Here is a 23,544-nt window from a genome sequence, read left to right as displayed (position 1 = left end):
TGTCACCGTGCCCGCGCCTGGCCGATGGTGAACGTTTACACTTATCACAGTCCCCGAAATCACCGTTTGGAGCGCACAATGTCTGACAACCAACCGTTTGACCCCACTGCAACCTCCATCTTTGGCTTGACGCCTGTGGCGGAGGATGTCGACGAGGCCCCCGTTGCGCTGTCCGCTCGCGATCGGGAGGCGGTGGAAGCCCTGCCCGCAGGGTCGGCCTTGCTCATCGTCCAGCGCGGTCCCAACACCGGCGCGCGTTTCCTCCTCGATCCCGACGTGACCAATGCCGGGCGCTCGCCCAAGGCGGACATCTTCCTCGACGACGTGACCGTCTCGCGCAAGCACTGCCAGTTCATCGCCTCCAACGGCGGGCACATCGTGCGTGACTCTGGCTCCCTCAACGGCACCTATGTCAACCGCGAGCGTGTCGACTCGATCGAGTTGCACGCGGGCGATGAGGTTCAGATCGGCAAGTATCGCCTGACGTACCAGCCGTCCACCAAGCGGGCGTAACGTGGCTGAGGCTCTCGCGCGCGGGCGTCGGCGCGTCTTTGGAGCGGAGGCGACGTCGTGGCCACGCGACGTTGACCACTCGCCCGAGCTGTCCATTGGCCGCGTCGTTGATGCGCTCAAAGAGGAGTTTCCGGCAATCTCCCTGTCCAAGATTCGCTACCTGGAAAGCGAGGGACTGGTATCCCCGGCGCGTACGGGATCCGGTTATCGCAAGTACTCCGCAGCAGACGTCGAGAGGCTCCGGTACGTCCTTGCCGAACAGCGCGATTCCTTTACGCCGCTGAGCGTGATTCGCACCCAATTGGACGCGCTCGACGCAGGCCACACCCCCGCGCGCAGGCGCGTGGCGCAGGTCGTTTCCTCCGAGGGGCAGACCGTGTCTCTGGGGGGACGCCGAGCAATTCCCGCCGCTGATCTGTCGGACCTGACCGGCGTCGACATGGACACCCTGGAACGCTATAGCCGCCTCGGACTGATCACCCCTGACCTGGCCGGATACTTTCCGTCGACGTGCATTCAGGTGGTGGCTACGATCGCGCGGCTCGAGTGTGCGGGGGTCGACGTTCGGGTCCTGAGGTCCGTGCGTCAGGGCGCGGAGCGCAGCGCCGATATCATCGACCAGGCGGTATCGTCCCAGCGTGGACGAGGCCGAGGCGCCGATCGTGAACGTGCCCGCGCGCGGGCGATGGAGCTGGGCGACCTATTCGCCGAGCTGCATCGGGACATGTTAACGGTGGCGATGTCTGCTCTGACCGATGAGGGGGCTTAGTCTCATGTTTAACGTGAAGGTTAGACTCGCCGGACCAATCGTTGACCGCCGTGCACCGGTGCTCTACCGTAGTCCTGTCCTCATCACGAACCAGCCACAAGGAGCCCACCAGTGAGTGCACAAGCGAACGCTGCCGCGCCCCGGCAAGGCATGCTTTTTGGCGACCCACTCGAGGGCCTGGACACGGATGAGATGGGCTACCGGGGACCCGTGGCATGCAATGCGGCGGGCATCACCTATCGGCAGCTGGACTACTGGGCCAGGACGGGTCTCCTGCAGCCCTCCATTCGGGCTGCTCGCGGCTCGGGCTCGCAGCGCCTCTATTCCTTCCGAGACATCCTGGTCCTGAAGGTCGTCAAGAAGCTCCTGGACGCGGGCGTCTCGCTCCAGCAGGTCCGGGTTGCGGTGGCGTCCCTGCAGAACAGGGGAGTGGATGATCTCGCCTCCATCACCCTCATGAGTGACGGTGCATCGGTCTACGAATGCACGTCGACCGATGAGGTCATTGACCTTCTTCAGGGGGGACAGGGGGTCTTCGGCATCGCGGTTGGTCGCGTGTGGCGTGAGGTCGAAGGATCCCTCGCGGAGCTTCCGCTTGAGCGCTCGGAGCCTGCTCTCGTCGATGAGCTTGCGCAGCGACGACGCTCCAAGCTTTCGGCGTCCTAAGCACCAGATGAGAAGAGGCCGTGGGAACGGCAGGACGGCTCCTGCTTTCCCACGGCCCTTCTTGTCGCTCGGGTGGCGAACCCATCCCTAGCGGCGCCCGAGGGGGCAACTCACCGTGAAGCCATCCTCGACATCGGCGATCTCAACCGTCACCATGCCGTTCTCGTCGACGATGTAGGACTCCTCGATGAGGGGGCCCTCCTCGGTGCGAACCACCGGCATTGCCGCCAGATCGATGTCGGTACCACGCAGGCTGGGATCGAAGGGGAAGATGACCTCGCCGTAGGGCTGGAGGTCCCCCCGCGGTACCCCGGCCTCGTCGAAGGACGAGTACTCCACGAAGCGGAAGTAACCGATGTTGTGGGCGGCGCGGTAACGACGCTTGATCGTGAGGGTTTCGCCGGGAGCCAGCTCCGTGTTGGGCTCGAGGAGGGTGTCGAAGGAAATGAAGCTGCCGGCCTCACGCTCGCGGAAGACTCCGACGCCGCGCGAGAGCTGCTCGCGCACCGTGTATGCGGCGTCCGGATCGGCCCCGATCGCCAAGCCGATGGCCGTCGAAGCGGCGGTGTGGGGTGAACGGTGAACGCGCCGACCGAAACGCGACCGCAGCGCGCGGGCGACGAGGGGCAGCTGAGAACCGCCACCGACGACATACAGACCGGCGATGTCGCCGCCGAGCTTCGACTCCCCGGCCTCGTCGCGCACCAGCAGCGGCTCCATGGCGCTCATCGTGGCCTCGACGAGGGGAGTGCACGCGTCGTAAAAGTCTGCCACCGTGATCGTCACGGGCACGGAATCGACGGCTACCGTGATGAACTTTGTCGACGGGGACAGGTTTTCCTTGGCCGCGCGAGAGTCTTCCAGGAGGCGCTCCCACGACGCGTCACCGAGGCGACCGGAGTCCGTGCCTGCGGCCGAAGCGAGAAGCGTGGCAAGTACCGTGTCGAAGTCGTCGCCCCCGACCATGTTCAGGCCGCGCGACCCCATGACCTCGTGAAGCGTTCCCGTGGCCGAGACGACGGACGCATCGAAGGTTCCGCCGCCAAGATCGTAGACCAGGATCGCCGTGCGCTTGGAGTTCAGCGTCCCGGCGTGACGATGCGTGTACTCAAAACCTGCGGCCGATGGCTCATTCACCATCGCCAGCACATCCCAACCGGCGCGGCGGAAGGCCTCCAGCGTCAGAAAACGCTGGGCGGACCACGCGTGCGCCGGGACGCCGACGAGCGCCTCAAGGGGCTCCGATTCCGGCACGGTCGCGACGGAGGAGTTCGTGCGGAGCTGATGCGCGGCATACGTGAGGAAGCCCGTGAGCGCATCGATGATCGGAATCGAGTGGTTCCCCAGGCGTAGGGTCGATGTGTCGGTCACCGACTGGTCGGAGAGCAGTCGCTTGAAAGACCGCAGGTGAGGAGCTCCGTCGCGGGCGGCGTCTTGCGCGTCAAAGCCGTACACCAGACGATCGCCGTCAAGAGCAAGCACGGAAGGAATGAAGTCCACGGTGTCGTCTTGGTTATTCACAAAGGAAACGACCGGATAGTTCCCCCGATCGACGAAAGCGATCGCTGTGGTCGTGGTGCCAAAATCAACTCCGAATCTCATGGTTCCCACCCTAGCGCGCATTCGCGCCCGCACCTAGGACGTCTTGCGGAACGTTCTCACCTTGCTCGGTAAGGCACGGAAGATGCGGGTGACAAAGAGCCAGGCGAGGAGAAAGTAGACGAAGGCGGCCGCTGCGTCGACGACGTAGTGGTTGCCGGTCGCGATGATTGTCACAACGGTCAGGATGGGATGAAAGGAGAGCAACACGCGTGCCCACCACGAGCGCCACACGTAGGTGCCGAGCATGAAGGCCACCCACAGCGCCCAGCCGGTGTGCATCGAGGGCATCGCGCCGTAGGGGTTAGCAAGTGTTCCAAAGAGCTGGGAGTAGGAGGAGGTGTGATGGGCGACGGCGTCAACGACGCCGAAGTCGTCGACGAGGCGCGGGGGAGCCAGCGGATAGGTCCAGTAGGTCACAAGCGCGCCAAGCGTCATGACGACGAGGGTCCACCGTGCCCGGCTGTAGTAGGCGGGTGCCTTGATCCACAGAATAAGCAGCGCCGCGCCAGTCATGAGAAAGAACGTTGCGGCGTACTGGATGGAGGCCAGCTGGGCGAGGCCCGGGTGCGTGGACAGCCATCGGTTAACGCCGGGTTCCATAAAGAGGCCGGCGCGGGCCTCGAAGCGGGCGATGTCGTGGGCGTGCGCGAGCGCGGCGTGCTTCGTGACGGGTGCGAGGTAGGACAGGAGTGAGTAGGACAAGCATGCGAGCGACAGCATGACAACCTCGCGGATCGGGTGAGGCCTGCGTGGGGAGTGGGTGTCGTCGTTCGTCATGGGAGCAACTGTAGCCGCGGGAAGGAGGGCGCGTCAGCACATGTCGACACGCTAAAACGGACATAATGTGCATTATCGGATCGTGGGCGCGTGTGGGCGGCGCGGCTCGGCTTGACGCGTCCGATACAATGGACCCGTTTCTTCACTACGTCCAGGAGGCAGTTATGGCAGACCGCGCACTGCGTGGCATGCAGATCGGCGCCAAGTCCCTCGAATCTGAGGACGGCGTCGTCTTCGCCGATCGTTTCGTCGTTCGTTACCTGTGCCCGAACGGACACGAGTTTGAGGTGACTCTCTCCAGCGAGGCCACGCCTCCGGCGACCTGGGAATGCAAGTGCGGTCAGGCGGCCGATCTGATCGGCGAAACCGAGGACGACGAGGAATACAAGCCGGTCAAGCCCCAACGCACCCACTGGGACATGCTCCTTGAGCGTCGTTCCATCGAGGAACTGGAGGTCGTTCTTGGCGAGCAGTTGACCAGCTACCGCGAGGGTCGGCTGCGTCCCGAGGGCCACTATCGCAAGGGCTAGCGGCGCGCACCGAGCGCCGAGCGCGCGGCCTGAGCCAAGCGGCTCAGGCCGCCTTTTGTCACCATGGCGAGCTCCTCAACAAAGATCGACGAATCAAGCTTGGATTCGCCGGCTATGCGCTCGTCAAACGTGATCGGAACCTCCCGGATCACTGCGCCCAGGGAACGCTCACGTTCGGTCATCTCGACCTGGAAGCCAAAGCCCGTCGTGCTCACGCGCTCCAAGACACCGTGAGCGGCCAGGAAGGCACAGCGGTGCACGCGTAGCCCCGCGGTCGCGTCACGGACGGGAGTGCCCAGGCACAGTCGGACATAATAGTTGCCCGCCTTCGACAGGGCCACGCGCTTGGCGGACCAGCCGTTGACCTTTCCTCCGCGGACCCATCTCGATCCGATGACCAGATCGGGCCGGTCGGGTCCGCCCATCCGGGCAAGCAGCTTCGGCAGGTCCGAGGGACGGTGGGAACCATCGGCATCCATCTGCAGGAGGAACGAGAACCCTGCCTCGATCCCCCAGCCCATTCCATCCACGTACGCGGTTGCCAAGCCTGACTTAGCAGGGCGATGGAGAACGTGTAGGCGTTCCTCCCCCGCCCGGCGTTGGTCCACCCACTCCCCCGTCCCATCCGGAGACGAATCGTCGACGATCAAGACGTGCGCGGCGGGCACATGCTCCCAGATTTGCTCCAACACGCTCGGCAGCGTCGACATTTCGTTGTAGGTGGGAATCACGATCAGCGTGGCGTCGCCAACCGGCGAAGGAGCAAGACACACGGCACTAGTCATGAGTCACATTTTGCCCGCTTGAAGCACTGTGTGCACGCGCTGGGTGGCGCCGCCGCTGGGAGTGAAGCCTCCACGCTCCGGCGAGGCCGACGAGGCCGATCGCTGCGGCGGCGGCCATGACTGCCATGGGGAGGCGATCCCCCGCGCGCGCCGTCAGTGTCATCGAGGAGCGGAGCGGAACGTCCGCGATGAGCGTCGCCGACTGCTCCGTGCCGGTGGCGGACAGCACCGTCCCATCGGGGCGAATGACGTAGGAATGACCCGTTGTCGACGCCTGAATGGCGCTGCGCGAGTACTCCATTGCACGCATGCGCAGGAGCTGCCCCTGCTGGGCGGACTCCCCCGAGGAACGGAAATGGTAGTTGTTCGACGGGGTGACGATCATCTGGCCGCCGAGCGTGACCCCCTGGCCGATGACCGTGGGATAGGCGGCTTCGAAACAAATGCCCACCGCGAGTGGGACCGCTTTACCGTCGCGCGCCGTGACCGTCATCAGGGGAGGCTCACTACCGGCCTCCATGTCCCTGCTCGACTGAGCGACCTCCGTGGCAAAGGAGGAAATGAACTCGCGGAAAGGAATGAACTCGCCGAACGGCACGGGCACGTGTTTGGAGTAGCGAGCATTCTCATCAACCCCAACACCGGGCTCCCACACCGCGAGCCAGTTCTTCACTCGGTCGCGCTCGTTGAGGTTTGTGTAACCCATCAGAATCGGTGCCCCAACCGCCTCGGACGCCTCGTTGACGCGCTCGGCCACCCCGGGAAACGCCAGCGGGTCACGGTCAACGGAGCCTTCGCCCCACAGCGCCAGGTCGATCGGATGGGAACTCACCTGTCGCTCGCGCGCCAACTGCATCGTCGCACGGGCGTTGTTGCCCGTCACCTCTCCCTCGCGCCTGTAGGCTTGCGCGCCCGGGAGCGCGATGCCGCCCTGCACGACGCCGACGCGCAAGAAGCCTTCCTGCGCCTGATTGGGCAGCGCGATGACAGCGGGCGTCACGTAGCACGCGAGCGCGACGGCGGCCAGAAGCGGACGCGAGAACCAGCGCTCGTCCCGAGTAGCGGCGTCGCGGTGGGCGAACATCCTGCGCACAAGAACCGCGATGAAAACGACGCCGCATGCCACGACCGGGGTGCCGCCGTAGGGAGCGAGGTGTCCCAACGGAGAATCCACCTGGGGTAGGGCTACCGAGCCCCACGGGAAACCCGACCACGGCCAGCGAGATCGCGCGACCTCGACCCCCGACCACGACAGCGCGTAAACGGTTGCCTGCGCGAGCGGTCCGCGGGCCCACGGCCACGCCTGCACCCACCTGACGGGGATGACCCACGCGAGGAGGAACAGTGTTTGAACAAGAGCCAATGCAAACCACGGTGGACGAGACCCAACGGAGAGAGGAATCCAGTCGAGCAGCGGGAGCCACATGCTCATCCCGAAGGCCACCGTCACCGCCGCGGCTCTGGGGGCCCGAGCCTGGTCGACCCGCGAGAAGAACAGTGCGAGCGCCGGGATCGAGAGCCACCACCAGCCCACCGGCGGAAAGGACGCGTACAGCGCCACTCCCGCCACAGCGGCGACGAGAGCATCCGCGCACGCGTGGGCCAGGGACGCTCGCTGTAGGATTTCCCGATGACTCACTGACGCCTCCCGGTTAGATAGTGGACCACGCGACGATACCGCGGCCGATGCGTTCCTTGGCCCCCTCCGCTCGGCGAGCCAGAATCGAGGAGTCGGACGCTGAAGCGATCTGCCCCAAGCAGTCCATGACCTGACGCATCCACCTGACGAAATCGCCCGGCTGAATCGGCGCGCCCTCGATCGCCGTGGCGAGCGTGGACCCGTGCGCCCACGCCAGCGTTGCCGCCATGAGCGCCCCGTCTAGTCCCGGTGTCGGATCACAGCCGTAGCGTTTCTCGGCGCGATGCACCCTCTCCAGCGTGCCCATGCACTCCTCCCACGCGGTGCGCAGGCGAGTGCCCACGCCCGAGGGAGCGAGTTCCTGGGCATCGTCCTCGCTGCGCGAATCGTAGACGAGCGCCGAGACCATCGAGGCAAGCTCACACTCGTCCAGGCCATCCCACGCCCCTTCGTCGAGCGACATGGCGATCACCAGGTCGCGTTCACCGAAGATTCGGCGCAAGCGTTGGCCCGCGTCTGTTACCTCGTCTCCGGCCAAAAAGCCGAGACGTTCGAGGACCGCGCAGACGCGGTCGAACTGGGCGGCCACGGAACCCGTCTGGGAATCGATGGATGAACGGAGACGATTGATCTCGCGCTCCAGACGTGCCCACTGGGCGCCCGCTCGAGCGTGCTCCTCGCGGTGCGGGCAGCGGTGAACCGGATGCTGACGCATCGCAGCGCGCAGTGCTGAGATCGGATCAAAGGCCTGCGTAGACTCTGCGGGGACCACGTAAATACCTTTGGCCGCGCCGGAGCGCAGCTCCCCGGCGATGCGCGTGCGCTCCTTCGTGCGCCGTAGCGCAGAACCACCGGGAATGGACATGTGTCCAACGACAGCAATTGCACCGCGCACGTCCTCGGGGGCCAGCGCCCTCCACGTGGCGTCCTCCCCGATCACTGAGACCTCACCCCTGCCCGAGGCGCTGGTGGCTTTCGCCCCAACGACGCACAGGCGTGTCTTGCGGCCACGAGTCAGTGCCAGGACGTCGCCCGGGCGCACGCCGGACAAAATACGACGCGATTCATCTCGTGCCTCGCGCTTGCGCGCTCGCGCACCAGACTTCTCCGTCTGACCCAACTGGTCGCGCAGCGTCAGGTACTCGCGGACATCTCCGTGCGAACACGACAGGTCCTCGGCCGTCGCGTCGCGCTGCGCCTCCAGCTCGGTCAGGCGCGACGCGAGTGCGACGACAGCGGAATCGGCCTGATACTGCGCAAAAGAGGACTCCAGCACCTTGCGAGTCTGGGCGCGCGTCGAGCGCGCGAGCAGGTTGACGACCATGTTGTACGTCGGAGTGAACGCGGAAATCAACGGGTACGTGCGCTTCGACGCGAGGGCGGCGACCTCTTCGGGTGCCACTCCCCCACGATGCGAGACGACCGCGTGCCCTTCGGTGTCGATACCGCGGCGCCCCGCGCGTCCCGAGAGCTGCGTGTACTCGCCGGCGGACAGAGAGACGTGCGCCGAGCCGTTCCACTTCGTCAATGATTCAATGACGACCGTGCGCGCGGGCATATTGATACCGAGCGCGAGTGTTTCGGTCGCGTACACCATCTTGACGAGGCCACGCGAGAACAGGTGTTCGACGCTCTCCTTCATGAGGGGCAGCGTGCCAGCGTGGTGCGCGGCGATGCCGCGCATGAGGCCGCGTTTCCACGCCTCGGCGCCAAGGACGATGGCATCCTCGGGGGGAAGAAGCGCGATCACCTCATCCACGTAGCTCTCGATTTCGGCGGCCTCCGAGCGGGTCGTCAGCGTGATGCGCGTGGAGAGGATCTGGCGTACCGCATCCTCGCATCCTGCCCGCGAGAAGATGAACGTGATGGCGGGTAGCAGGCGCCCGCGATCGAGAGAAATCAGTGTCGAGGGACGCGATTCACGCCGCACTCGGACCTCGCGGTTCCACGAGCGCGAGCCGCGCCCGCCGCGCATTCCAAAGTCCCGCGTCGCGGCCACGAGCTCGGGATTGAGCTTTCCCTTTCCGGTCGGCGCGTACAGGTCAAAAATGTCCTCGCCGACAATCATGTGCTGGTAGAGCGGGACCGGGCGCCTTTCGGAAACGATGATCTCGCAGGTGGAACGAACTTCCCGGATCCACGCGCCGAATTCCTCGGCGTTCGACACCGTGGCCGACAGCGCGATGATCGCGACGTGTGCGGGCAGGTGAATGATCACTTCCTCCCACACAGGGCCGCGCATCTTATCCGCCAGGTAGTGGACCTCGTCGAGAATGACGACGCCCAGATCGCGCAGGGGTGCGCCCGCATAGATCATGTTGCGCGCCACCTCCGTCGTCATGACGACGATGGGAGCACCCGAGTTGACGGACGTGTCGCCCGTAGCCAGGCCGACGTTGGCGGCCCCAAAAAGATCGCACAACTCGAGGTACTTCTGATTGGACAGAGCCTTGATCGGGGTCGTGTAGAAAGCGCGCATCCCCTGCTCAAGGGCGACGTAAGCGCCAAACTGGCCGACGATCGTCTTTCCGGCACCTGTGGGTGCGGCAACGAGGACGGAGCTGCCAGCCTCGACGGCGTCGAGTGCCTGGATCTGGAACGGGTCCGGAGTGAAGCTCAGCGTGGAGACCCAGCGTGCGCGCAGCGACGAGGCAGCCTGCGCTTCGGCCTTGTACGCGGCGTAGCGCTGGGCGGCACTGCCCTCCCCCACGCCGGTCGGCTCCGGGGTGGCCGTGCGGTCGCGTCCGTGGCCGCGGTGCCTGCGTCTTGGTGGGCTCACGGCGACTCCTCCTGCATCCAGACGGACAACATGTGCTGCGCGCGCTTAGCCGCGTCGCCGCGCCTATCGGGGTCAACGCCGCGCAGGTGAGACGCGATGTCGGTGAGCAGGCTCAGGCCCCACTCCTCGTTCCACACGGGCAGGGTGATGCGGGCTCCCCCCTCCGCCAACTCCTCAACGATCGACCCCGCGTACTCGTCGGCGATCCATCTCGCCTCCCGGTCCACCTCCAGCGTCCAGGTCGTGGCATCCTGGCGCACGCGGCGTGGAAGGTGAGTGCGCGGTCCCCTCACGCGAAGATTACTGATCGAGGAGACGGAAAAAACGACGCGGCGCGTCGGCGCGCGTACACCACCCGTGTAGGAGCCAGCCCGTCGCAGTGGCCTCAAGCGACCACGGATCGACGACGCGATGGGACGAGGCGCGCGCGGAGACGTAATCAAACTCCACGCGCTGGCCTTGCGTTAGCGCCTCACGCAGCTCGTCGACGGTGGCCGAAGCCGGCGGCTGCAGGGCCAAATCGACTCCCCCGTCCCCGGGCAGGGTATCGAGGCCTCCCAGCGCACAGACGACGAGCGCCGCGTGGGGGACACGGTCGGCAAGATCGGAGCCAAGAAGCGGCGCAAGCGCCGACAGGCCGATGAGGAGAGCCTGCGCTTCGGCCTCGGAGAAGCGAAGCGGCGCCGACGCTCCCATCGTTGAGCGCAGAGACACCCGTTCCTCCTCCTCGTACAAACCCCAATCGATCTCGAAGGACGCCCCGGGCATGGAGTCGCCGACCGACGCCAAGTAGTCAATATCGCGGCGAACCTGGCGCCGGGTGCGGTGAAAGTGAGTGGCCAGCTCGTCGACGCTCACCCCGGGGTGCTCACCGATCCACGCCACCATCGACGCGAGACGAACCACGGCCAGCTGTACGGCTTCAGGCATGGCGCCCTCCCCACGTCGCGGCCGTGGCTAGGCGCTCCAGGATTGCCTCGCGCAGCGGTGGCGGGGGAAACGACGATGACGTCGCCGGCGAGGGGCAACAGACGCGCAATCCACGTGCCAAGCTCGGCGTCCTCAAGGCACAGAGCATCCCATCCCCGCCGAGGAGCGGGTCCCCCATCGAGGCCCGCACCCGCTTCGTAGCCCAGAAGAACCATGCGCGCGTGCGACTCAGCGCGCACGTGGACACGGGGCGCGACCAACGTCGACACGCGCGGGGGTACTGCCCCGGCGGGTGCCACCGACGCATCCCCGGGCTGGCCGATGAAGCCAACCGGCGAACTCACGCGCGACAGGCGAAACGTGCGCTCGGCTTCCCGATCAAGATCCCACCCCCACAGGTACAGGGCGCGGCCCTGTACCGTGAGCGCCCACGGATCGACCGAACGCTCCGTGAGACCAGCTGACCCCGGATACGTGAAGGTAACGACGAGCCTGTCGCGGATGCCCCGCGCGAACTGGGTGGCAGGGATCAGGCCTGACAGGCCGAGGCGAATGAGGGGCGCGGTCGCGTCGTCGCGCGTGCCCGCAGCAGTCTTGGCGTCAATCGAGTCAGCGAGGATCTCGCCGCCCTCCCACACGTGAGCCGCCAGGGAGATCAGCGCGCGGTCAGCGCTCGTGATCTCGATGGAGGGTGCGAAGGAGTCTCGCTCGATGCTGTAACGCTCTCCCGCCCCAATCGACAGGTGAGCTCCTGCCTCGCGCAGCGCATCCTTGTCGCGCTGGAACTGGGTCTCAAAGGCGTCCAAGCCCAAGGAGCGATATCCCGGAAGGGAGCGAAGCTGGGCCTTGGTGCGGCCCGGCTTCGCTCCCAGAAGCTCGATGAAGAGCTCCAGGACGCGCACGTTAGCGTTGGGGGCGGTACTCACCCGTTCACCCTACGTCTCGCGAGCGCACCTTGGGGGTGCGGCGCACCGTCAGGACCGAGACGAGGAGTCGGCGTTGGCGTCGGCAACAACGTAGTCGTTTGTGACAACAGACGATGGATCCACCCTCCCCTGGAGTTCGCCGAGGGATTCGAGGAACGAGATCATGCGCGCCCACGTCGCCTCGTCCTGCGTCCCCGTCGCATGCCCGCTCTCGCCGATCCAGAGGGGCACGGTGGCCGTCAGCACGGCGCGGGCGGACGTAAGCGTCGCCTCGTCCGTGAGCGAGGTATCCCACGGCTTTGTCGCATCAATGGCGATCTGTGGATCGGCTGCAATAGCGTTCATTGCCTGGGTTGTCGCCGAAACGACGGCGCGTGCCTGCTCGGGATGCTCCTGCGCCCACTTGTGCGTCGTGATGATCGACGCGCTCACGAGCGGCGTCGACGAGGGGTCCAAGGAGATCTCGCGGATATCGAGACCAGCCAGGCGCATCTGCACCGAATCGTTGTTCGTAAAGCCGACGACTGCATCCACCTGTCCCGAAGCGAGAGCGGCCTGCTGCGTGTAGCCGATCGGAGAGATCGTCACGTCCGACTCAGCCAGTCCAGCTTCCTGCAGGGCTGCGCGTGTCGCGTAGTAGTTCGCACCGTGCTCGCCGGGAATGCCCACTGTCTTGCCTGCGAGGTCGGCGAGAGTGTTGATCGGAGAATCTGCCGGCACGATAACCGTCCCCGGGTAGGACGCGTAGTATTGCCCGATCGAAACGATATCGAGTCCCTGCGAGGCGGCCACGGCGGCCTCGTCGCCCGACGCGATCACGACGTCCTCCTCACCGGCGAGAAGAGCCGTAAAGAACCCCTCGTGAGAACCATGGTGACGAATTGTCGTGCTGATACCAGCATCGTTGTATGTCCCCTGCGCATCGGCCACGTACACGGGAGCAAACTGAATGTTGGGAATGTAGGTCAGGCCGATTGTGACGTCTGAGTTGTCCGCCGATCGGGACTGACCGGTGCGATCGGGTGCCGCGCAGGCGCCGAGGGCAAGCGACGCGCAGGCACCGACAACTGCGGCGCGAACGATGGTGGATAGCTTCTTCAAAGGATTCTCCTTCACTGCGTGATCTCGTAGCGCTTCGACCGCTCGATCCTGTACACGATGGTGTACAACAGGGTCGCCATCGTACACAGGATGATGATGACGACGAACATGCCGGCCGTGTCCACGTTGTTTCTCATCTGAGTGAGTACCTGCCCGAGCCCGGAGCCTCCCATGACCATCTCCCCCACGACGGCACCCGTGACAGACAGGGCGAAACCGTTGCGCAAGCCGCCCAGGATTGCTGGTGCCGCCAGCGGAAGCTCCATGTGCCAGGCCATGGTCCATCCCGTTGCCCCGTCAAGGGCTGCCGCTTCAAGCAGTTCACGATCGATATGACGCAGGCCAACGACCGTGGAAACGAGAATCGGGAAGAACACCATCAGGGCACACAGCACGACAATCGCGGTGAATCCGTAGCCGACCCACAGGACGAGAATGGGCGCAATAGCGATGGCGGGCAATGCCTGGGTTGCCCCGAGGAACGGCTCAACCGCGGCGGCCAACAGACGCGAACGGTAGATCACGTACGCTGACGGCAGGGCGACGGCCGACCCGAGAAGACAACCGGCAACCGCTTCGGCCCCGGTGACCTGCACCCTGTGCCAGGTCGTCGGGAGCGCCAAAATGACGGAGCCCTTGGAGATGACGGACATGGGGTGTGGCAGGCGCCAGGCCTCGATGCCGGTGAGCGTCGTGGACAGCCACCATCCAGCCGCCAACACGGCGAGAAAGAGGATCGGGGCCACGACGGTCAGCGCGCCGCCAGGCTTGTTCCGAGATGCCACGACTAACTTTCCGACACCGGGGGTACGCGCAGCGCAGCAGGCGCACGGATGCGCCTCATGCACTCCTCCCATCCGGACTTTCACCGTCGGTGCCGGAATTTCACCGGCTCAGCCACCCCCGTTCTGTGAGGGCAGGTCGCGGACTATCACCGCCGGTTCGGACTTTCACCGACCCCGGAGTACTCGCCTGCCATTGTGCCATTGACGGGCGCATCGTGCGCGGTATTTCCGCTATGAAAGAAAGCGGGTGGTCAACAAACGACGCGTCGTTCTTTCGAACACCAGCACGCATGCGGCGCTCAGTGCGTGTGGGCGTTGGCCAGCTCGCGCAGCACCTCGACCTCCCGATGAGCATCATCGGCTCGAAAGACAGCGGAACCGGCGACGAAATTGTCCGCACCCGCAGCCGCCGCGCGCTCGATTGTGGTCCGAGAGATACCGCCGTCGACCTGGATGGACACCTCCAACCCGGCCGCGTTGATCGCACGCCGCGTGCGCTCGATCTTCGGGATCATCTGCTCGATGAAGGACTGACCGCCAAACCCGGGTTCGACAGTCATGATGAGGATCGTGTCGAACTCGTTGAGGATGTCGACGAAGGGCGCGATGTCGGTGGCGGGCTTGAGGGCAAGGCCCGCACGTGCCCCGAGGCGGTGAAGCTCGCGAGCCAGCCGTAGCGGCGCTGCCGCCGCCTCCGCGTGGAAGGTGACGGAGTGACACCCGACTTCGGCGTAGCCGGGAGCCCACCGATCCGGGTCTTCGATCATCAGGTGCGCGTCAACGGGAAGGATACCGGACTTGACCACGGCCTCGGCCACCGGGAGCCCCCACGAGAGGTTGGGCACGAAGTGATTGTCCATGACGTCGACGTGAGCGACGTCGGCTCCGGCGATCTTGTTCAGTTCGCCGCGCAGGTCAGCGATGTCACAGTTGAGAATCGAAGGGCTAATTGTGGCGTTCATAACGCCTATGCTAGCGCTTGCGCATGCATGCAACAAACATAAGGTCCGTGCCGAAACGGTGGTCCCACAGCTGGAGCGTGCGGCCTTGCGACCCAGCGATGACGCCTGCCGATGCGGGCACGTCGAGGGGTGTGGGACAGCAGTCATTCGCCAGGGCGACGGTGTCAAGCAGCTCGACCTCACCGCGCTGTGTCAAGCGCTCCACCTGTTCGCGCGTTTCGGCCGCGTGCGGGGAACACGTGACGTAGGTCAGGACGCCACCGGGACGGGTGAGCGCGACTGCTCGTTCGGTAAGCTCGTGCTGCAGCTGGGTCAGCTCCGCCACGTCGGCGGGCGTGCGGTTCCACCGCGACTCGGGGCGCCGACGCATCGAGCCCATGCCCGAGCAGGGGGCATCGACGATGACCCGATCAAAGGAAGCGAGCGGCCAGGCGCTCTGTCCCCCGCCGAAGCTCCGACCGTCACCGGAGACGACCTCGATGGAGTCGAGGAGCCGCGTCGTTCGTTCGACAAGCCTGGCGCGGTGCGGGTGCACTTCGTTGGCGGTCACCCGAGCGCCAACATTCGCCGCGAGTCCGGCAAGCATCGCCGCCTTCCCGCCCGGGCCCGCGCATAAATCGAGCCAGCGCTCGTCTCGGCCCCCATCGAGCGGGGCCGAGGCCGCAATCAACGCGGCCAGCTGCGAGCCCTCGTCCTGAGCTCCGCAACGCCCGTCTCGAATCGACGGCAGACGCGCGGGATCACCAGATTCGAGGAGAACCGCGTAGGGCGAGACGGTCCCGAAGGCGACGCGCGTGTCGAGAACGTCCTCGGCTTCGTCGGCAAGCTCGTCGACGGTCATCAGCGAGGGGCGGGCGACGAGCGTGACCGTGGGGACCTCATTGTCGGCCTTCAGGACATCAATAAGCTCACCGGCGGGATAGCCGTGCGCAACAAGCGCCTCACGAAAAGCCCGCACCATCCACGAGGGATGGGAGTAGCGCACGCCGAGAGCCTCGTCTTCGTCCTCGATGGCCTCCAGGGCTGCCTCACGCTCGCCCGGCCCCTCCCGCGTGATCGAACGCAGGACGGCGTTGATGAAGCGGACCGGACCATCGGTCAGGTGCTCGCGCGCCACGTCAACGGTCGCAGACACGGCCGCGTGGTCGGGAACGCGCATGTCGAGGAGCTGATGGGCACCCACGCGCAGGAGAACGAGGACACGCGGGTCAAGCTGGGACAGCGAGCGGTCCACGTGGCGTGCGATCACCCAGTCGAGCCATCCCATGGCCCGCAGCGTGCCGTGGACGAGCTCGGAAGCAAAGGCCGCGTCGCGATCCGAAAAATGACCGTGCAAGCGTGCCTGACGCAGAGCCTTGGGCAAGATGATGTTCGCGAACGCTCCGTCGACCGTGACGGCCCGCAGCACCTCGTATGCGACGCGGCGAGGTTCGTCAGCCAGACGCAGCTTCCGGTAACCGTCGGCGTAGCGCTTCTCGCTCACTGCTGTGCTCCCGTCTCGCCTCCGAGGCGAACCTCCTCGCCCAGGCGTGCTCCCCGCGCCCAAGCCGCCCCGTCCATCCAGGACTTGCCGGCCGGAGCGACGTCGCCGAGGAGAAGAGCCCCGCTCGCGCATCCCACCGTCACCTCTCGCTTGGTCACCTCGAGCTGTCCGGGCTCCAAGTCCGAGCGTTCAACCGGAGTGGCGACGCCCAGCTTCATGCGTGCTCCGCCGGGCAAGACGGTAAAGGCTCCCGGGTTGGGGGTGACGGAGCGGATGACACGGTCCTCGTGGTCGGCGCTGTGGGTGAAGGACACGTAGCCGTCTGCGCGGCTGAGGCGGCGCGCGTGGGTGACGCCTTCCTCGGGCTGCGGGTGGGCGTGGGCGGTTCCGGACTCAAGCGAGTCGACGACACCGAGGACCTGGTGTGCTCCGGCACAGGCCATCGAAGCGAGGAGGTCGCCGGCGCTGTGACGCGCGATAGGCACCTCGACACGCGAGTAGACGGCGCCGGTGTCCAGTCCTTCCTCCAACGCGAACACGCAGGAGGCCGTGGAAGTATCCCCGGCGCGAATCGCCCACTGGACGGGGGCGGCCCCCCGCCACCGGGGCAGGTCCGAGAAATGCAGGTTGATCCATCCGTGGGTCGGCATCTCCAGGATGGTCGCCGGTACGAGCCCGCCGTAGGCAACGACGACGCCGATGTCGGCGCGAGCGTCGGCGATCCGCTGGGCGATCTCGGGTGTCTTGAGCGAACTTGTTTCAAGGAGTTCGAGGCCGACGCTCGCCGCTAGCTCGGCGATCGGTGACGGATGCAGTGTCTTGCCACGGCCGCGCCGCGCCGGCGGGCGGGTGATGACGAGGACCACCTCGTGTGACGAGGCGTGCAGAGCACGCAGCGTGGGGACTGCGGCTTCGGGGGTTCCTGCGAAGATGATGCGCACGTGAGCCAGTCTACGGCACGGTGCGTGGCCGCACTCAGAAGAGCTCGGGTGGGTTGACGCTCATTGCGACGGTAGGCGCCTTGCGTGCGCTGCGCGACCGACGGATGTCCGTGAGCACCCGAAGCATGTTACCCGAGCGTGCCAGCGGCGCGCGCACAAGGGTGCGCACCTCGTTCTCCTGCCCCTCCCGCGTGGCGGGACGAACGACCGTTCCAACGAGCTCGGCGCCGCCCTGACGAACAACCTGGTCGGCGACCTGACGTACCTGTGCGGCCGCTCCGTCGAGCGCGACCATCGTTGATGCGGGGAAGAAGCCAAGAGCCTCCCGCTCGTCCAGGAGGCGTTCGGCGTACTCGGTGGGAGCCCAGCGCACGAGCATCTGCCCGAGTGAGTCGGGGATGGAACCGACGATGAGGCCGGGGTGCCCCGGCCTGACCAGGGAGAGCGCGTCAAGCCATCGGCGCGCGGCCTCCTCGGGTGCCCACAGCTCGGGTCGTCCGGCGAGCGCGGGGGCGTCGAGGATGACGGCGGCGGCGTAGCCGTCATCGACGGGTGGTTCGGCGCCCGCCGTGGCCACGACGACGGTCGGTCGCGCCGGTAGCCGACGGCTGATGCGGTGTGCGGCGGAGGACTCGAGGACAGACACGTCGCGCAGCGTTCTGGCGATCTCTTCGGCGGTGCGCGCGGAGCCGACGCGGGTTGCTCGCAGCTGGGTTCCCGAACAGTGGGGGCACCGCCAGGACTGCTGCTGGCGGGCACACCACGCGCACGACACGACCCCGTCGGCCTCGGCGCTTAAGGGGCCCGAGCACGTGCGGCAGCGGGCACGCTCCTCGCACCGGCGACACACGACGGTCGGCCAGTATCCCGCAGACGCGACCTGGATGAGGACTGGTCCGGAGCGCAGCGCCCCGCGAATCATCCGCAACGCTGCCTGCGGGATGCGCATGAGGCCGCCAGCGCCTTCGCGCTCGGCCTGGGTGCTGCCGTGGAGGTGGACGCGTGGCGTGGCCTCGCGCAGGGCCTGGGGCGTTGGCTCGATCCCGACGGCCCAGCCTGAGCGTACAAGCGCCTGAGCCTTCACCGAGCGCGCTGACGACGCGACAAGGAGGCCACTGCCTTCCACCGCACACCGTTGAACCGCCACATCAAGCGCATCGCACCTGGGGAAGCGGCGTTCGCGCAGGCGGTCATCGCCGTCGTCGACGATGATGATGAGGCCGAGTCGGGAGCAGGGAACCCACATGGCCGATCGCGTTCCCACGACGACCGGAACACGTCCGAGCGAGGCAGCCACGTGGAGGCGGTAGCGCTTCTCGGCAGCCACCTCTGAACCCGCCAGCGATACCGGGATCGAAAGGTCTTCGGACAGCTCCCGCGCATAGCGTCCAGCCTGCTCGCCGGTTGCCGTCACGACGATGACGGAGCGCCTAGAGGCGACCGTCGACGCGACGGCCTCGGACAGGCAGCCACGCAGGCGCGGGCGCAGCATCGTGGCTATGGCACGTGGTGACTCCCCCGCCCGCAACCGGGACACGAGCGCCTCCCCGGCCGGATAGGCCTCCCAGCCGAGGCCCACACGATCCGAGGTGACCGTGGGCCAGGTGGGAGCATTCTCGTCACGCGCCTCTCGCTCCGCGCGCGCGTGGCGGGGCGGGATGGCGAGGGACAGTACCTGAGACGTCGTGGCAAGGAAACGTGCCGCGATGCGGCGTGCGGTCTCGTAGATGGATGGCGCAAGCACGGGAGTCGAAGACACGACGGACTCGAGGCTCGCGGTTCCCTCGCCCACCTCCCGCCTGGTTCTCTCAACGATCCAGCCGTCGATCCTCGCGGAGGACAGGCGTACGCGCACGAGGGAACCCACGACGGCTGCGTCGGCGAGCCCGGCCGGCACTATGTAGTCCAAAGGCCTATCCATGTGGGGCAGATCAACGTCAACGAGGACGCGCGCGACGTCGGCGCTGCGCGTTGACGGCGCCTCGAAGCCCTCAAGCATGCCCTGCATGGAAGTCATGAACCCAGTCAAGCACAGAGCATGCTCACGTGCGTGACTCCTAGCCCAGAAGCTTCACGCCGTACTTGGCGACCACCATCGCAATGACGCCGAAGATGATGAGGCCCCACAGCGCCCAGTCGAGGCCCTGGGCGACCGCCCGACGCAGCCCCTGGGGCGCGGGAATCACACCGTCGCGGACGTTGATTCGAGTCAAGCCGGCGAAGACCAGGGTTGTCGTGAGCGTGATGAGCAGGCACCAGGGGCACAGGACCTGGATGACGAAGTACGACTGCGAAAAGAGCCAGAAGGCGAAGAAGAGCGCAACCGTGTAGAGCAGGTTTGTGCCGAGCATGTACCAGCGGGGAAATCTCACCCCGGCACATAGGGCGACTGAGATGGCGAGCACGACCGCCTCGAAGAAGATGCCGAGGAAAGCGTTGGGAAAGCCCAGGATGCGTGCCTGCCACGTCTGGGCGACGGCCGAACACGACAGCACCGAGGAAATATCGCACCCGAAGCGCGCGGAGGAATCGGCAGCGAGCTGCCACGCCTCGATCGAGAGAACGAAGGAGGTGACAAGGCCGATTATCCCCGAGATCACCATCTCGACGCTCGTGCGCCGACGCCACGAGCGCCGAGCACTCTCGGTCTCGCGGGAGGGCAGAAGATCCTCGGCTTCTGGCGAGGTGCTCATTGAAGCGCGGCCCTGAGCTGCTCGACGCGATTCGTCGCCTCCCACGGGAACTGTTCGCGCCCGAAGTGGCCGTACGCCGCCGTGTCACGGTAGATGGGGCGCGCCAGGTCGAGGTCTTCGATCATGCCGAGAGGACGGAGATCAAACACCTCGCGGATCGCGTGTGCAATCTTGTCCTCGCTAACCGCTGCCGTGCCGAAGGTGTCGACGTACAGGCCGATCGGGTGCGCCCGCCCAATGGCGTAAGCGAGCTGAATCTCGCAGCGGCGCGCGGCTCCGGAGGCAACCACGTTCTTCGCGACCCAACGAGCCGCGTAGGTCGCGGAGCGGTCAACCTTTGACGGATCCTTGCCGGAGAACGCTCCTCCGCCGTGGCGTGCCATGCCGCCGTAGGTGTCGACGATGATTTTGCGGCCCGTCAGGCCCGCGTCGGCAGCTGGTCCGCCCAGCACAAAACGACCCGAGGGATTGATGAGCGTCTTCATGGCTGAGGTGGACAGGTCAAGGCCGGATTCGTCGATGACCGGCTCGATGACGTGGGTGCGCACGGCATCAGCGACGGCCAGCTGGCTCATGCACTCGTCGTGCTGGGTGGACACCACGATCGTGTCGATGCCCACCGGGCGGTCGTTGTCGTAGGCGAGCGTGACCTGGGTTTTGCCGTCGGGGCGAAGACCCTCAACGATCCCCTGCTTGCGCACGTCGGTGAGGCGCTTGGCGAGGCGGTGGGCGAGCCAGATCGGTGCGGGCATGAGATCGGGCGTGTCGGCGCACGCGTAGCCGAACATGATGCCCTGGTCGCCGGCCCCCAGGCGATCCCGGGGGTCCGTGCTGCGAGAACCGCGCACTTCGAGGGCCTCGTCGACGCCGCCTGCAATGTCGGGGCTTTGACCGTCGAGGGATACCGAGACTCCGCAAGAAGCCCCGTCAAAGCCCACGCGCGAGGAGTCGTAGCCGATGGAGAGGATCTCCCGGCGTACGATTTCGGGAATCTCCACGTAGGCCTCGGTCGTGACCTCACCGGCGACGTGAATGAGGCCGGTCGCAGCCATTGTTTCGACGGCGACGCGAGAACGGGGGTCCACCTCGAGCAGAGCGTCCAAGATCGCATCGGAGATGCGGTCGCACACCTTATCGGGGTGGCCTTCAGTGACGGACTCGGAAGAGAAAAGCTGTTGACTCACCGCTTCAGGTTATCAAGGAAAGCGGCAGCCCGAGCAATCAGACCTGCAGCGACGTCATCCTTTGAACCCACGTAACGATCGACGAGAGTTCCGGTGGCGTCAAGAAGGCGGATCTCGTTGGGGACGTCACCAAAACCCGTTGTCTCCCCGACGCGATTGACGGCGATGTAGTCGGCCCCTTTGCGGGCCGCCTTGTCGGCCCCGAAAGCCATGATCTCCTCGTCGGTGCCGGTTTCGGCCGCAAAGCCGATGACGAGAGGGGGCCGATGCGGGCCGTGGCTAATCTCGGCGAGAATGTCCGGGTTACGTATCAGGCTCAGGCTTGGTGCATCGGTTGAGCCGGGATCCTTCTTCATTTTGGCGCCAAGGGTGTGCTCTGGGCGAAAGTCGGCCACCGCGGCCGCCATGACCAGGGCATCGGCGTCGCCCACCAGCTCCATCGTCGCATCGCGCATCTGCATCGCGCTGCCGACGCAGTGCACCTCCACTCCCGGTGCAACCAGTGCCTGGACGGAGGCGTCGATGTTGGCCGCGACGAGGCGCACGCGTGCTCCCGCGCGCGCCGCGGCGCTCGCGATCGCCACACCTTGGCGCCCCGACGAACGATTTCCCAGGTAGCGCACCGGGTCGATGGGTTCGCGTGTGCCCCCGGCGGTCACGACGATCGTACGGCCCGCCAGGGTGTGCGCCTGGGCCGAATGCCCGCCCGCCGTGAGCAGGGCCAACGCCTGCCGTGCGATCGACACCGGATCGGCCAGGCGCCCGATTCCGCTGTCTCCCGAACCCAGCGCGCCCGTCTCGGGGTCGATCACGTGCACGCCGCGGCGACGCAATGTTGCCACATTGGCCTGCGTGGCGCTCGCCAGCCACATGTTCGAGTGCATGGCGGGCGCGACGACGACCGGAGCGGCACTGGCGAGAACCGTGAGCGACACCATGTCGTCGGCGAAGCCAGCTGCGAGCTTGGCGAGCGTGTTGGCCGTTGCCGGGACGACGATGATCAGGTCCGCGACGCGAGCGAGCTCCACGTGCTCAGCGCGCCCCTCCCCTGCGATGTCGACGGCGACAGGACGGGAGGTGATACCCTCCCACGTCGAACGGCCAACGAAGTCCAGAGAGGACAAGGTTGCAGCCACACGCACGTCGTGGCCCGCGCGTTGACACTCGCGGACCACGATGGGGGCTTTGAATGCCGCGACGCCGCCGGTCACACCGACGACAACGCTCGCCATGGTCAGGCCTCAGGGTTGGACTCGAGCGAGAGCATCCCCTCGTTGATTTCGCGCAGCGACACGGCCAGGGGCTTCTCGTCGGGCTGAACATCAACGACCGGGCCCACGAACTGAATCATGTTCTGCTGGAGCTGCAGGTTGTAGGAATTGATCTGGCGGGCGCGCTTTGCCGCGAAAATAACCAGCGCGTACTTGGAATCGACGTGCTCCAGCAGATCATCAATGGGTGGAGACGTAATACCCACGGGCTGGGCAACAATTCCGGACATGCGTGTCTTCCTCTCAGTGGCTGATTCAGGTAGATACTACTCCAGGCCAATGAGTCCAGCCAGCTCATCCACCGTGCGCTCGATGTCGTCGTTGATCACAACGTGATCGAACTCGGAGGCGGCCTCCATCTCGATCCTGGCCGTGCGTAGGCGCCGCTCGCGCTCTTCGGGTCCCTCGGTTCCGCGCCCGATCAGCCGACGCTCAAGTTCCTCCCACGAGGGTGGCGCAAGAAAAATGAAGCAAGCGTCGGGCCTGGTGGCCCGCACCTGGCGAGCGCCGTCCAGATCGATCTCGAGAAGCACAGGTACGCCCGCGTTCAGGGACTCGTCAACCGGGCCGCGGGGCGTGCCGTACTTGTTGGTCCCGTGAACGAGTGCCCACTCAAGCATGTCTCCGCGTTCGATCATGTCGTCGAACTCTTGCGGGGAGACGAAAAAGTAGTGAACGCCTTCCTTCTCACCTGGGCGAGGAGCGCGCGTCGTGGCGGACACCGATACCCGTAGCTGCGGATAGCGCCTGGTGAGGGCTGCGACGACGGTACCCTTTCCGACGGCTGTCGGTCCGGCGAGAACGGTCAATTGAGCCTGAGTCATGACACAAGTGTGCCACGCCCAGCGGGCTCAGCCGAAACGCTCAACGAGAGCCTTGCGTTGGACAGGACCGAGGCCGCGCACGCGCCGACTCTGAGCGATCTTGTACTCGTCCATCAGGACTGCGGCGGTGTTCGTACCGACGCGAGGCAGGGACTCAAGAAGCGAAACGACTTTCATCTTCGCCACGGCCTCGTCGGAGTCGGCGAGTTCAAGAACCTCGGATAGGTTCATCGAGCGCGCCTTGAGCGCGTTCTTCACCTCGGCGCGACGCCGACGTGCCTGAGTTGCCTTCTCGAGAGCCTGTGCCCTCTGTTCCGGCGTGAGATCAGGTAGTGCCATTCTGATCATCTCCTCCGTTGGTATCTTCGGTAAATAAACTATGTC

The 23,544-nt window shown here is 65.9% G+C and carries 24 protein-coding genes and 1 riboswitch; of the genes, 4 read left to right on the top strand and 20 right to left on the bottom strand.

What is annotated here, in order from left to right:
* Positions 1-78: 78 nt before the first annotated feature.
* From NQK35_RS03280 to NQK35_RS03270, 3 genes are all read left to right on the top strand, one after another.
* Positions 79-513 carry an FHA domain-containing protein gene (locus NQK35_RS03280; protein WP_009211554.1) on the top strand — a complete coding sequence of 145 codons (435 nt, stop codon included), beginning with the start codon at positions 79-81 and terminating at the stop codon, positions 511-513.
* A 1-nt stretch (position 514) separates the two neighbouring features.
* On the top strand, positions 515-1,282 hold the full coding sequence (ftsR, locus tag NQK35_RS03275; RefSeq protein WP_009211553.1) for a transcriptional regulator FtsR: 768 nt from the start codon (positions 515-517) through the stop codon (positions 1,280-1,282).
* Positions 1,283-1,393: 111 nt separating this feature from the next.
* Entirely contained in the window at positions 1,394-1,948 is a 555-nt protein-coding gene (locus tag NQK35_RS03270) for a MerR family transcriptional regulator (protein WP_009211552.1), read from the top strand.
* A gap of 87 nt (positions 1,949-2,035) precedes the next feature.
* Here NQK35_RS03270 and NQK35_RS03265 read toward each other — a convergent pair whose 3' ends face one another.
* Positions 2,036-3,550, bottom strand: coding sequence for an Hsp70 family protein (locus tag NQK35_RS03265; protein WP_034230785.1), 1,515 nt, complete (start codon positions 3,548-3,550; stop codon positions 2,036-2,038).
* Between the two features lie 33 nt (positions 3,551-3,583).
* The gene (locus tag NQK35_RS03260) at positions 3,584-4,327 is read right to left on the bottom strand and encodes a phosphatase PAP2 family protein (protein ID WP_257114534.1); all 744 of its coding nucleotides are present in this window, start codon (positions 4,325-4,327) and stop codon (positions 3,584-3,586) included.
* Between the two features lie 164 nt (positions 4,328-4,491).
* On the opposite strand from NQK35_RS03260, the gene NQK35_RS03255 reads away from it, so the two are divergent.
* On the top strand, positions 4,492-4,857 hold the full coding sequence (locus NQK35_RS03255; protein ID WP_034230782.1) for an RNA polymerase-binding protein RbpA: 366 nt from the start codon (positions 4,492-4,494) through the stop codon (positions 4,855-4,857).
* Here the strand turns inward: NQK35_RS03255 and NQK35_RS03250 are convergent.
* The 18 genes from NQK35_RS03250 to mihF form a co-directional block, all read right to left on the bottom strand.
* On the bottom strand, positions 4,854-5,642 hold the full coding sequence (locus NQK35_RS03250; RefSeq protein ID WP_009211548.1) for a polyprenol monophosphomannose synthase: 789 nt from the start codon (positions 5,640-5,642) through the stop codon (positions 4,854-4,856). The two genes, NQK35_RS03255 and NQK35_RS03250, sit on opposite strands and share 4 nt — an antisense overlap.
* Positions 5,635-7,281, bottom strand: a complete 1,647-nt coding sequence (gene lnt / locus NQK35_RS03245; RefSeq protein WP_257114533.1) for an apolipoprotein N-acyltransferase — start codon at positions 7,279-7,281, stop codon at positions 5,635-5,637. Before lnt ends, NQK35_RS03250 begins: the two co-directional genes overlap by 8 nt.
* A 13-nt stretch (positions 7,282-7,294) precedes the next feature.
* Positions 7,295-10,060 carry a DEAD/DEAH box helicase gene (locus NQK35_RS03240; protein ID WP_257114532.1) on the bottom strand — a complete coding sequence of 922 codons (2,766 nt, stop codon included), beginning with the start codon at positions 10,058-10,060 and terminating at the stop codon, positions 7,295-7,297.
* Positions 10,057-10,353, bottom strand: a complete 297-nt coding sequence (locus tag NQK35_RS03235) for a hypothetical protein (RefSeq protein WP_257114531.1) — start codon at positions 10,351-10,353, stop codon at positions 10,057-10,059. Before NQK35_RS03235 ends, NQK35_RS03240 begins: the two co-directional genes overlap by 4 nt.
* Before the next feature lie 7 nt (positions 10,354-10,360).
* The gene (locus NQK35_RS03230; RefSeq protein WP_257114530.1) at positions 10,361-10,990 is read right to left on the bottom strand and encodes a WYL domain-containing protein; all 630 of its coding nucleotides are present in this window, start codon (positions 10,988-10,990) and stop codon (positions 10,361-10,363) included.
* Entirely contained in the window at positions 10,915-11,916 is a 1,002-nt protein-coding gene (locus tag NQK35_RS03225) for a helix-turn-helix transcriptional regulator (RefSeq protein WP_257114529.1), read from the bottom strand. The genes NQK35_RS03230 and NQK35_RS03225 overlap by 76 nt, the downstream gene beginning before the upstream one ends.
* Before the next feature lie 48 nt (positions 11,917-11,964).
* Positions 11,965-13,032 carry an ABC transporter substrate-binding protein gene (locus NQK35_RS03220; protein ID WP_257114528.1) on the bottom strand — a complete coding sequence of 356 codons (1,068 nt, stop codon included), beginning with the start codon at positions 13,030-13,032 and terminating at the stop codon, positions 11,965-11,967.
* Positions 13,029-13,802, bottom strand: coding sequence for an ABC transporter permease (locus tag NQK35_RS03215; protein WP_048741479.1), 774 nt, complete (start codon positions 13,800-13,802; stop codon positions 13,029-13,031). Before NQK35_RS03215 ends, NQK35_RS03220 begins: the two co-directional genes overlap by 4 nt.
* Positions 13,803-13,858: 56 nt before the next feature.
* A riboswitch (FMN riboswitch) is annotated at positions 13,859-13,988 on the bottom strand.
* A gap of 113 nt (positions 13,989-14,101) precedes the next feature.
* Complete coding sequence (gene rpe / locus NQK35_RS03210) at positions 14,102-14,764, bottom strand: ribulose-phosphate 3-epimerase (RefSeq protein WP_257114527.1); 663 nt, start codon at positions 14,762-14,764, stop codon at positions 14,102-14,104.
* Between the two features lie 10 nt (positions 14,765-14,774).
* The gene (locus tag NQK35_RS03205; protein WP_257114526.1) at positions 14,775-16,247 is read right to left on the bottom strand and encodes a transcription antitermination factor NusB; all 1,473 of its coding nucleotides are present in this window, start codon (positions 16,245-16,247) and stop codon (positions 14,775-14,777) included.
* Positions 16,244-17,188: a methionyl-tRNA formyltransferase gene (locus NQK35_RS03200; RefSeq protein ID WP_009211539.1), complete on the bottom strand. Its 945-nt coding sequence runs from the start codon at positions 17,186-17,188 to the stop codon at positions 16,244-16,246. The genes NQK35_RS03205 and NQK35_RS03200 overlap by 4 nt, the downstream gene beginning before the upstream one ends.
* 34 nt (positions 17,189-17,222) lie before the next feature.
* Positions 17,223-19,205 carry a primosomal protein N gene (locus tag NQK35_RS03195; protein WP_257114525.1) on the bottom strand — a complete coding sequence of 661 codons (1,983 nt, stop codon included), beginning with the start codon at positions 19,203-19,205 and terminating at the stop codon, positions 17,223-17,225.
* A gap of 40 nt (positions 19,206-19,245) precedes the next feature.
* Positions 19,246-19,881: a vitamin K epoxide reductase family protein gene (locus tag NQK35_RS03190; protein WP_257114524.1), complete on the bottom strand. Its 636-nt coding sequence runs from the start codon at positions 19,879-19,881 to the stop codon at positions 19,246-19,248.
* Complete coding sequence (metK, locus tag NQK35_RS03185; RefSeq protein WP_257114523.1) at positions 19,878-21,065, bottom strand: methionine adenosyltransferase; 1,188 nt, start codon at positions 21,063-21,065, stop codon at positions 19,878-19,880. Before metK ends, NQK35_RS03190 begins: the two co-directional genes overlap by 4 nt.
* On the bottom strand, positions 21,062-22,297 hold the full coding sequence (gene coaBC, locus NQK35_RS03180; RefSeq protein ID WP_257114522.1) for a bifunctional phosphopantothenoylcysteine decarboxylase/phosphopantothenate--cysteine ligase CoaBC: 1,236 nt from the start codon (positions 22,295-22,297) through the stop codon (positions 21,062-21,064). The genes metK and coaBC overlap by 4 nt, the downstream gene beginning before the upstream one ends.
* A 2-nt stretch (positions 22,298-22,299) precedes the next feature.
* Positions 22,300-22,566 carry a DNA-directed RNA polymerase subunit omega gene (rpoZ, locus tag NQK35_RS03175; protein ID WP_009211534.1) on the bottom strand — a complete coding sequence of 89 codons (267 nt, stop codon included), beginning with the start codon at positions 22,564-22,566 and terminating at the stop codon, positions 22,300-22,302.
* Between the two features lie 36 nt (positions 22,567-22,602).
* Positions 22,603-23,160: a guanylate kinase gene (gene gmk / locus NQK35_RS03170; RefSeq protein ID WP_009211533.1), complete on the bottom strand. Its 558-nt coding sequence runs from the start codon at positions 23,158-23,160 to the stop codon at positions 22,603-22,605.
* Between the two features lie 27 nt (positions 23,161-23,187).
* Positions 23,188-23,499, bottom strand: coding sequence for an integration host factor, actinobacterial type (gene mihF, locus NQK35_RS03165; protein WP_007589281.1), 312 nt, complete (start codon positions 23,497-23,499; stop codon positions 23,188-23,190).
* Between the last annotated feature and the right edge of the window lie 45 nt (positions 23,500-23,544).

Source organism: Schaalia odontolytica, from assembly GCF_024584435.1.
Lineage (GTDB): Bacteria > Actinomycetota > Actinomycetes > Actinomycetales > Actinomycetaceae > Pauljensenia.
The sequence above is the reverse complement of the archived record's forward strand: the minus strand, read 5'-3'. Positions and strand labels throughout refer to the sequence as shown.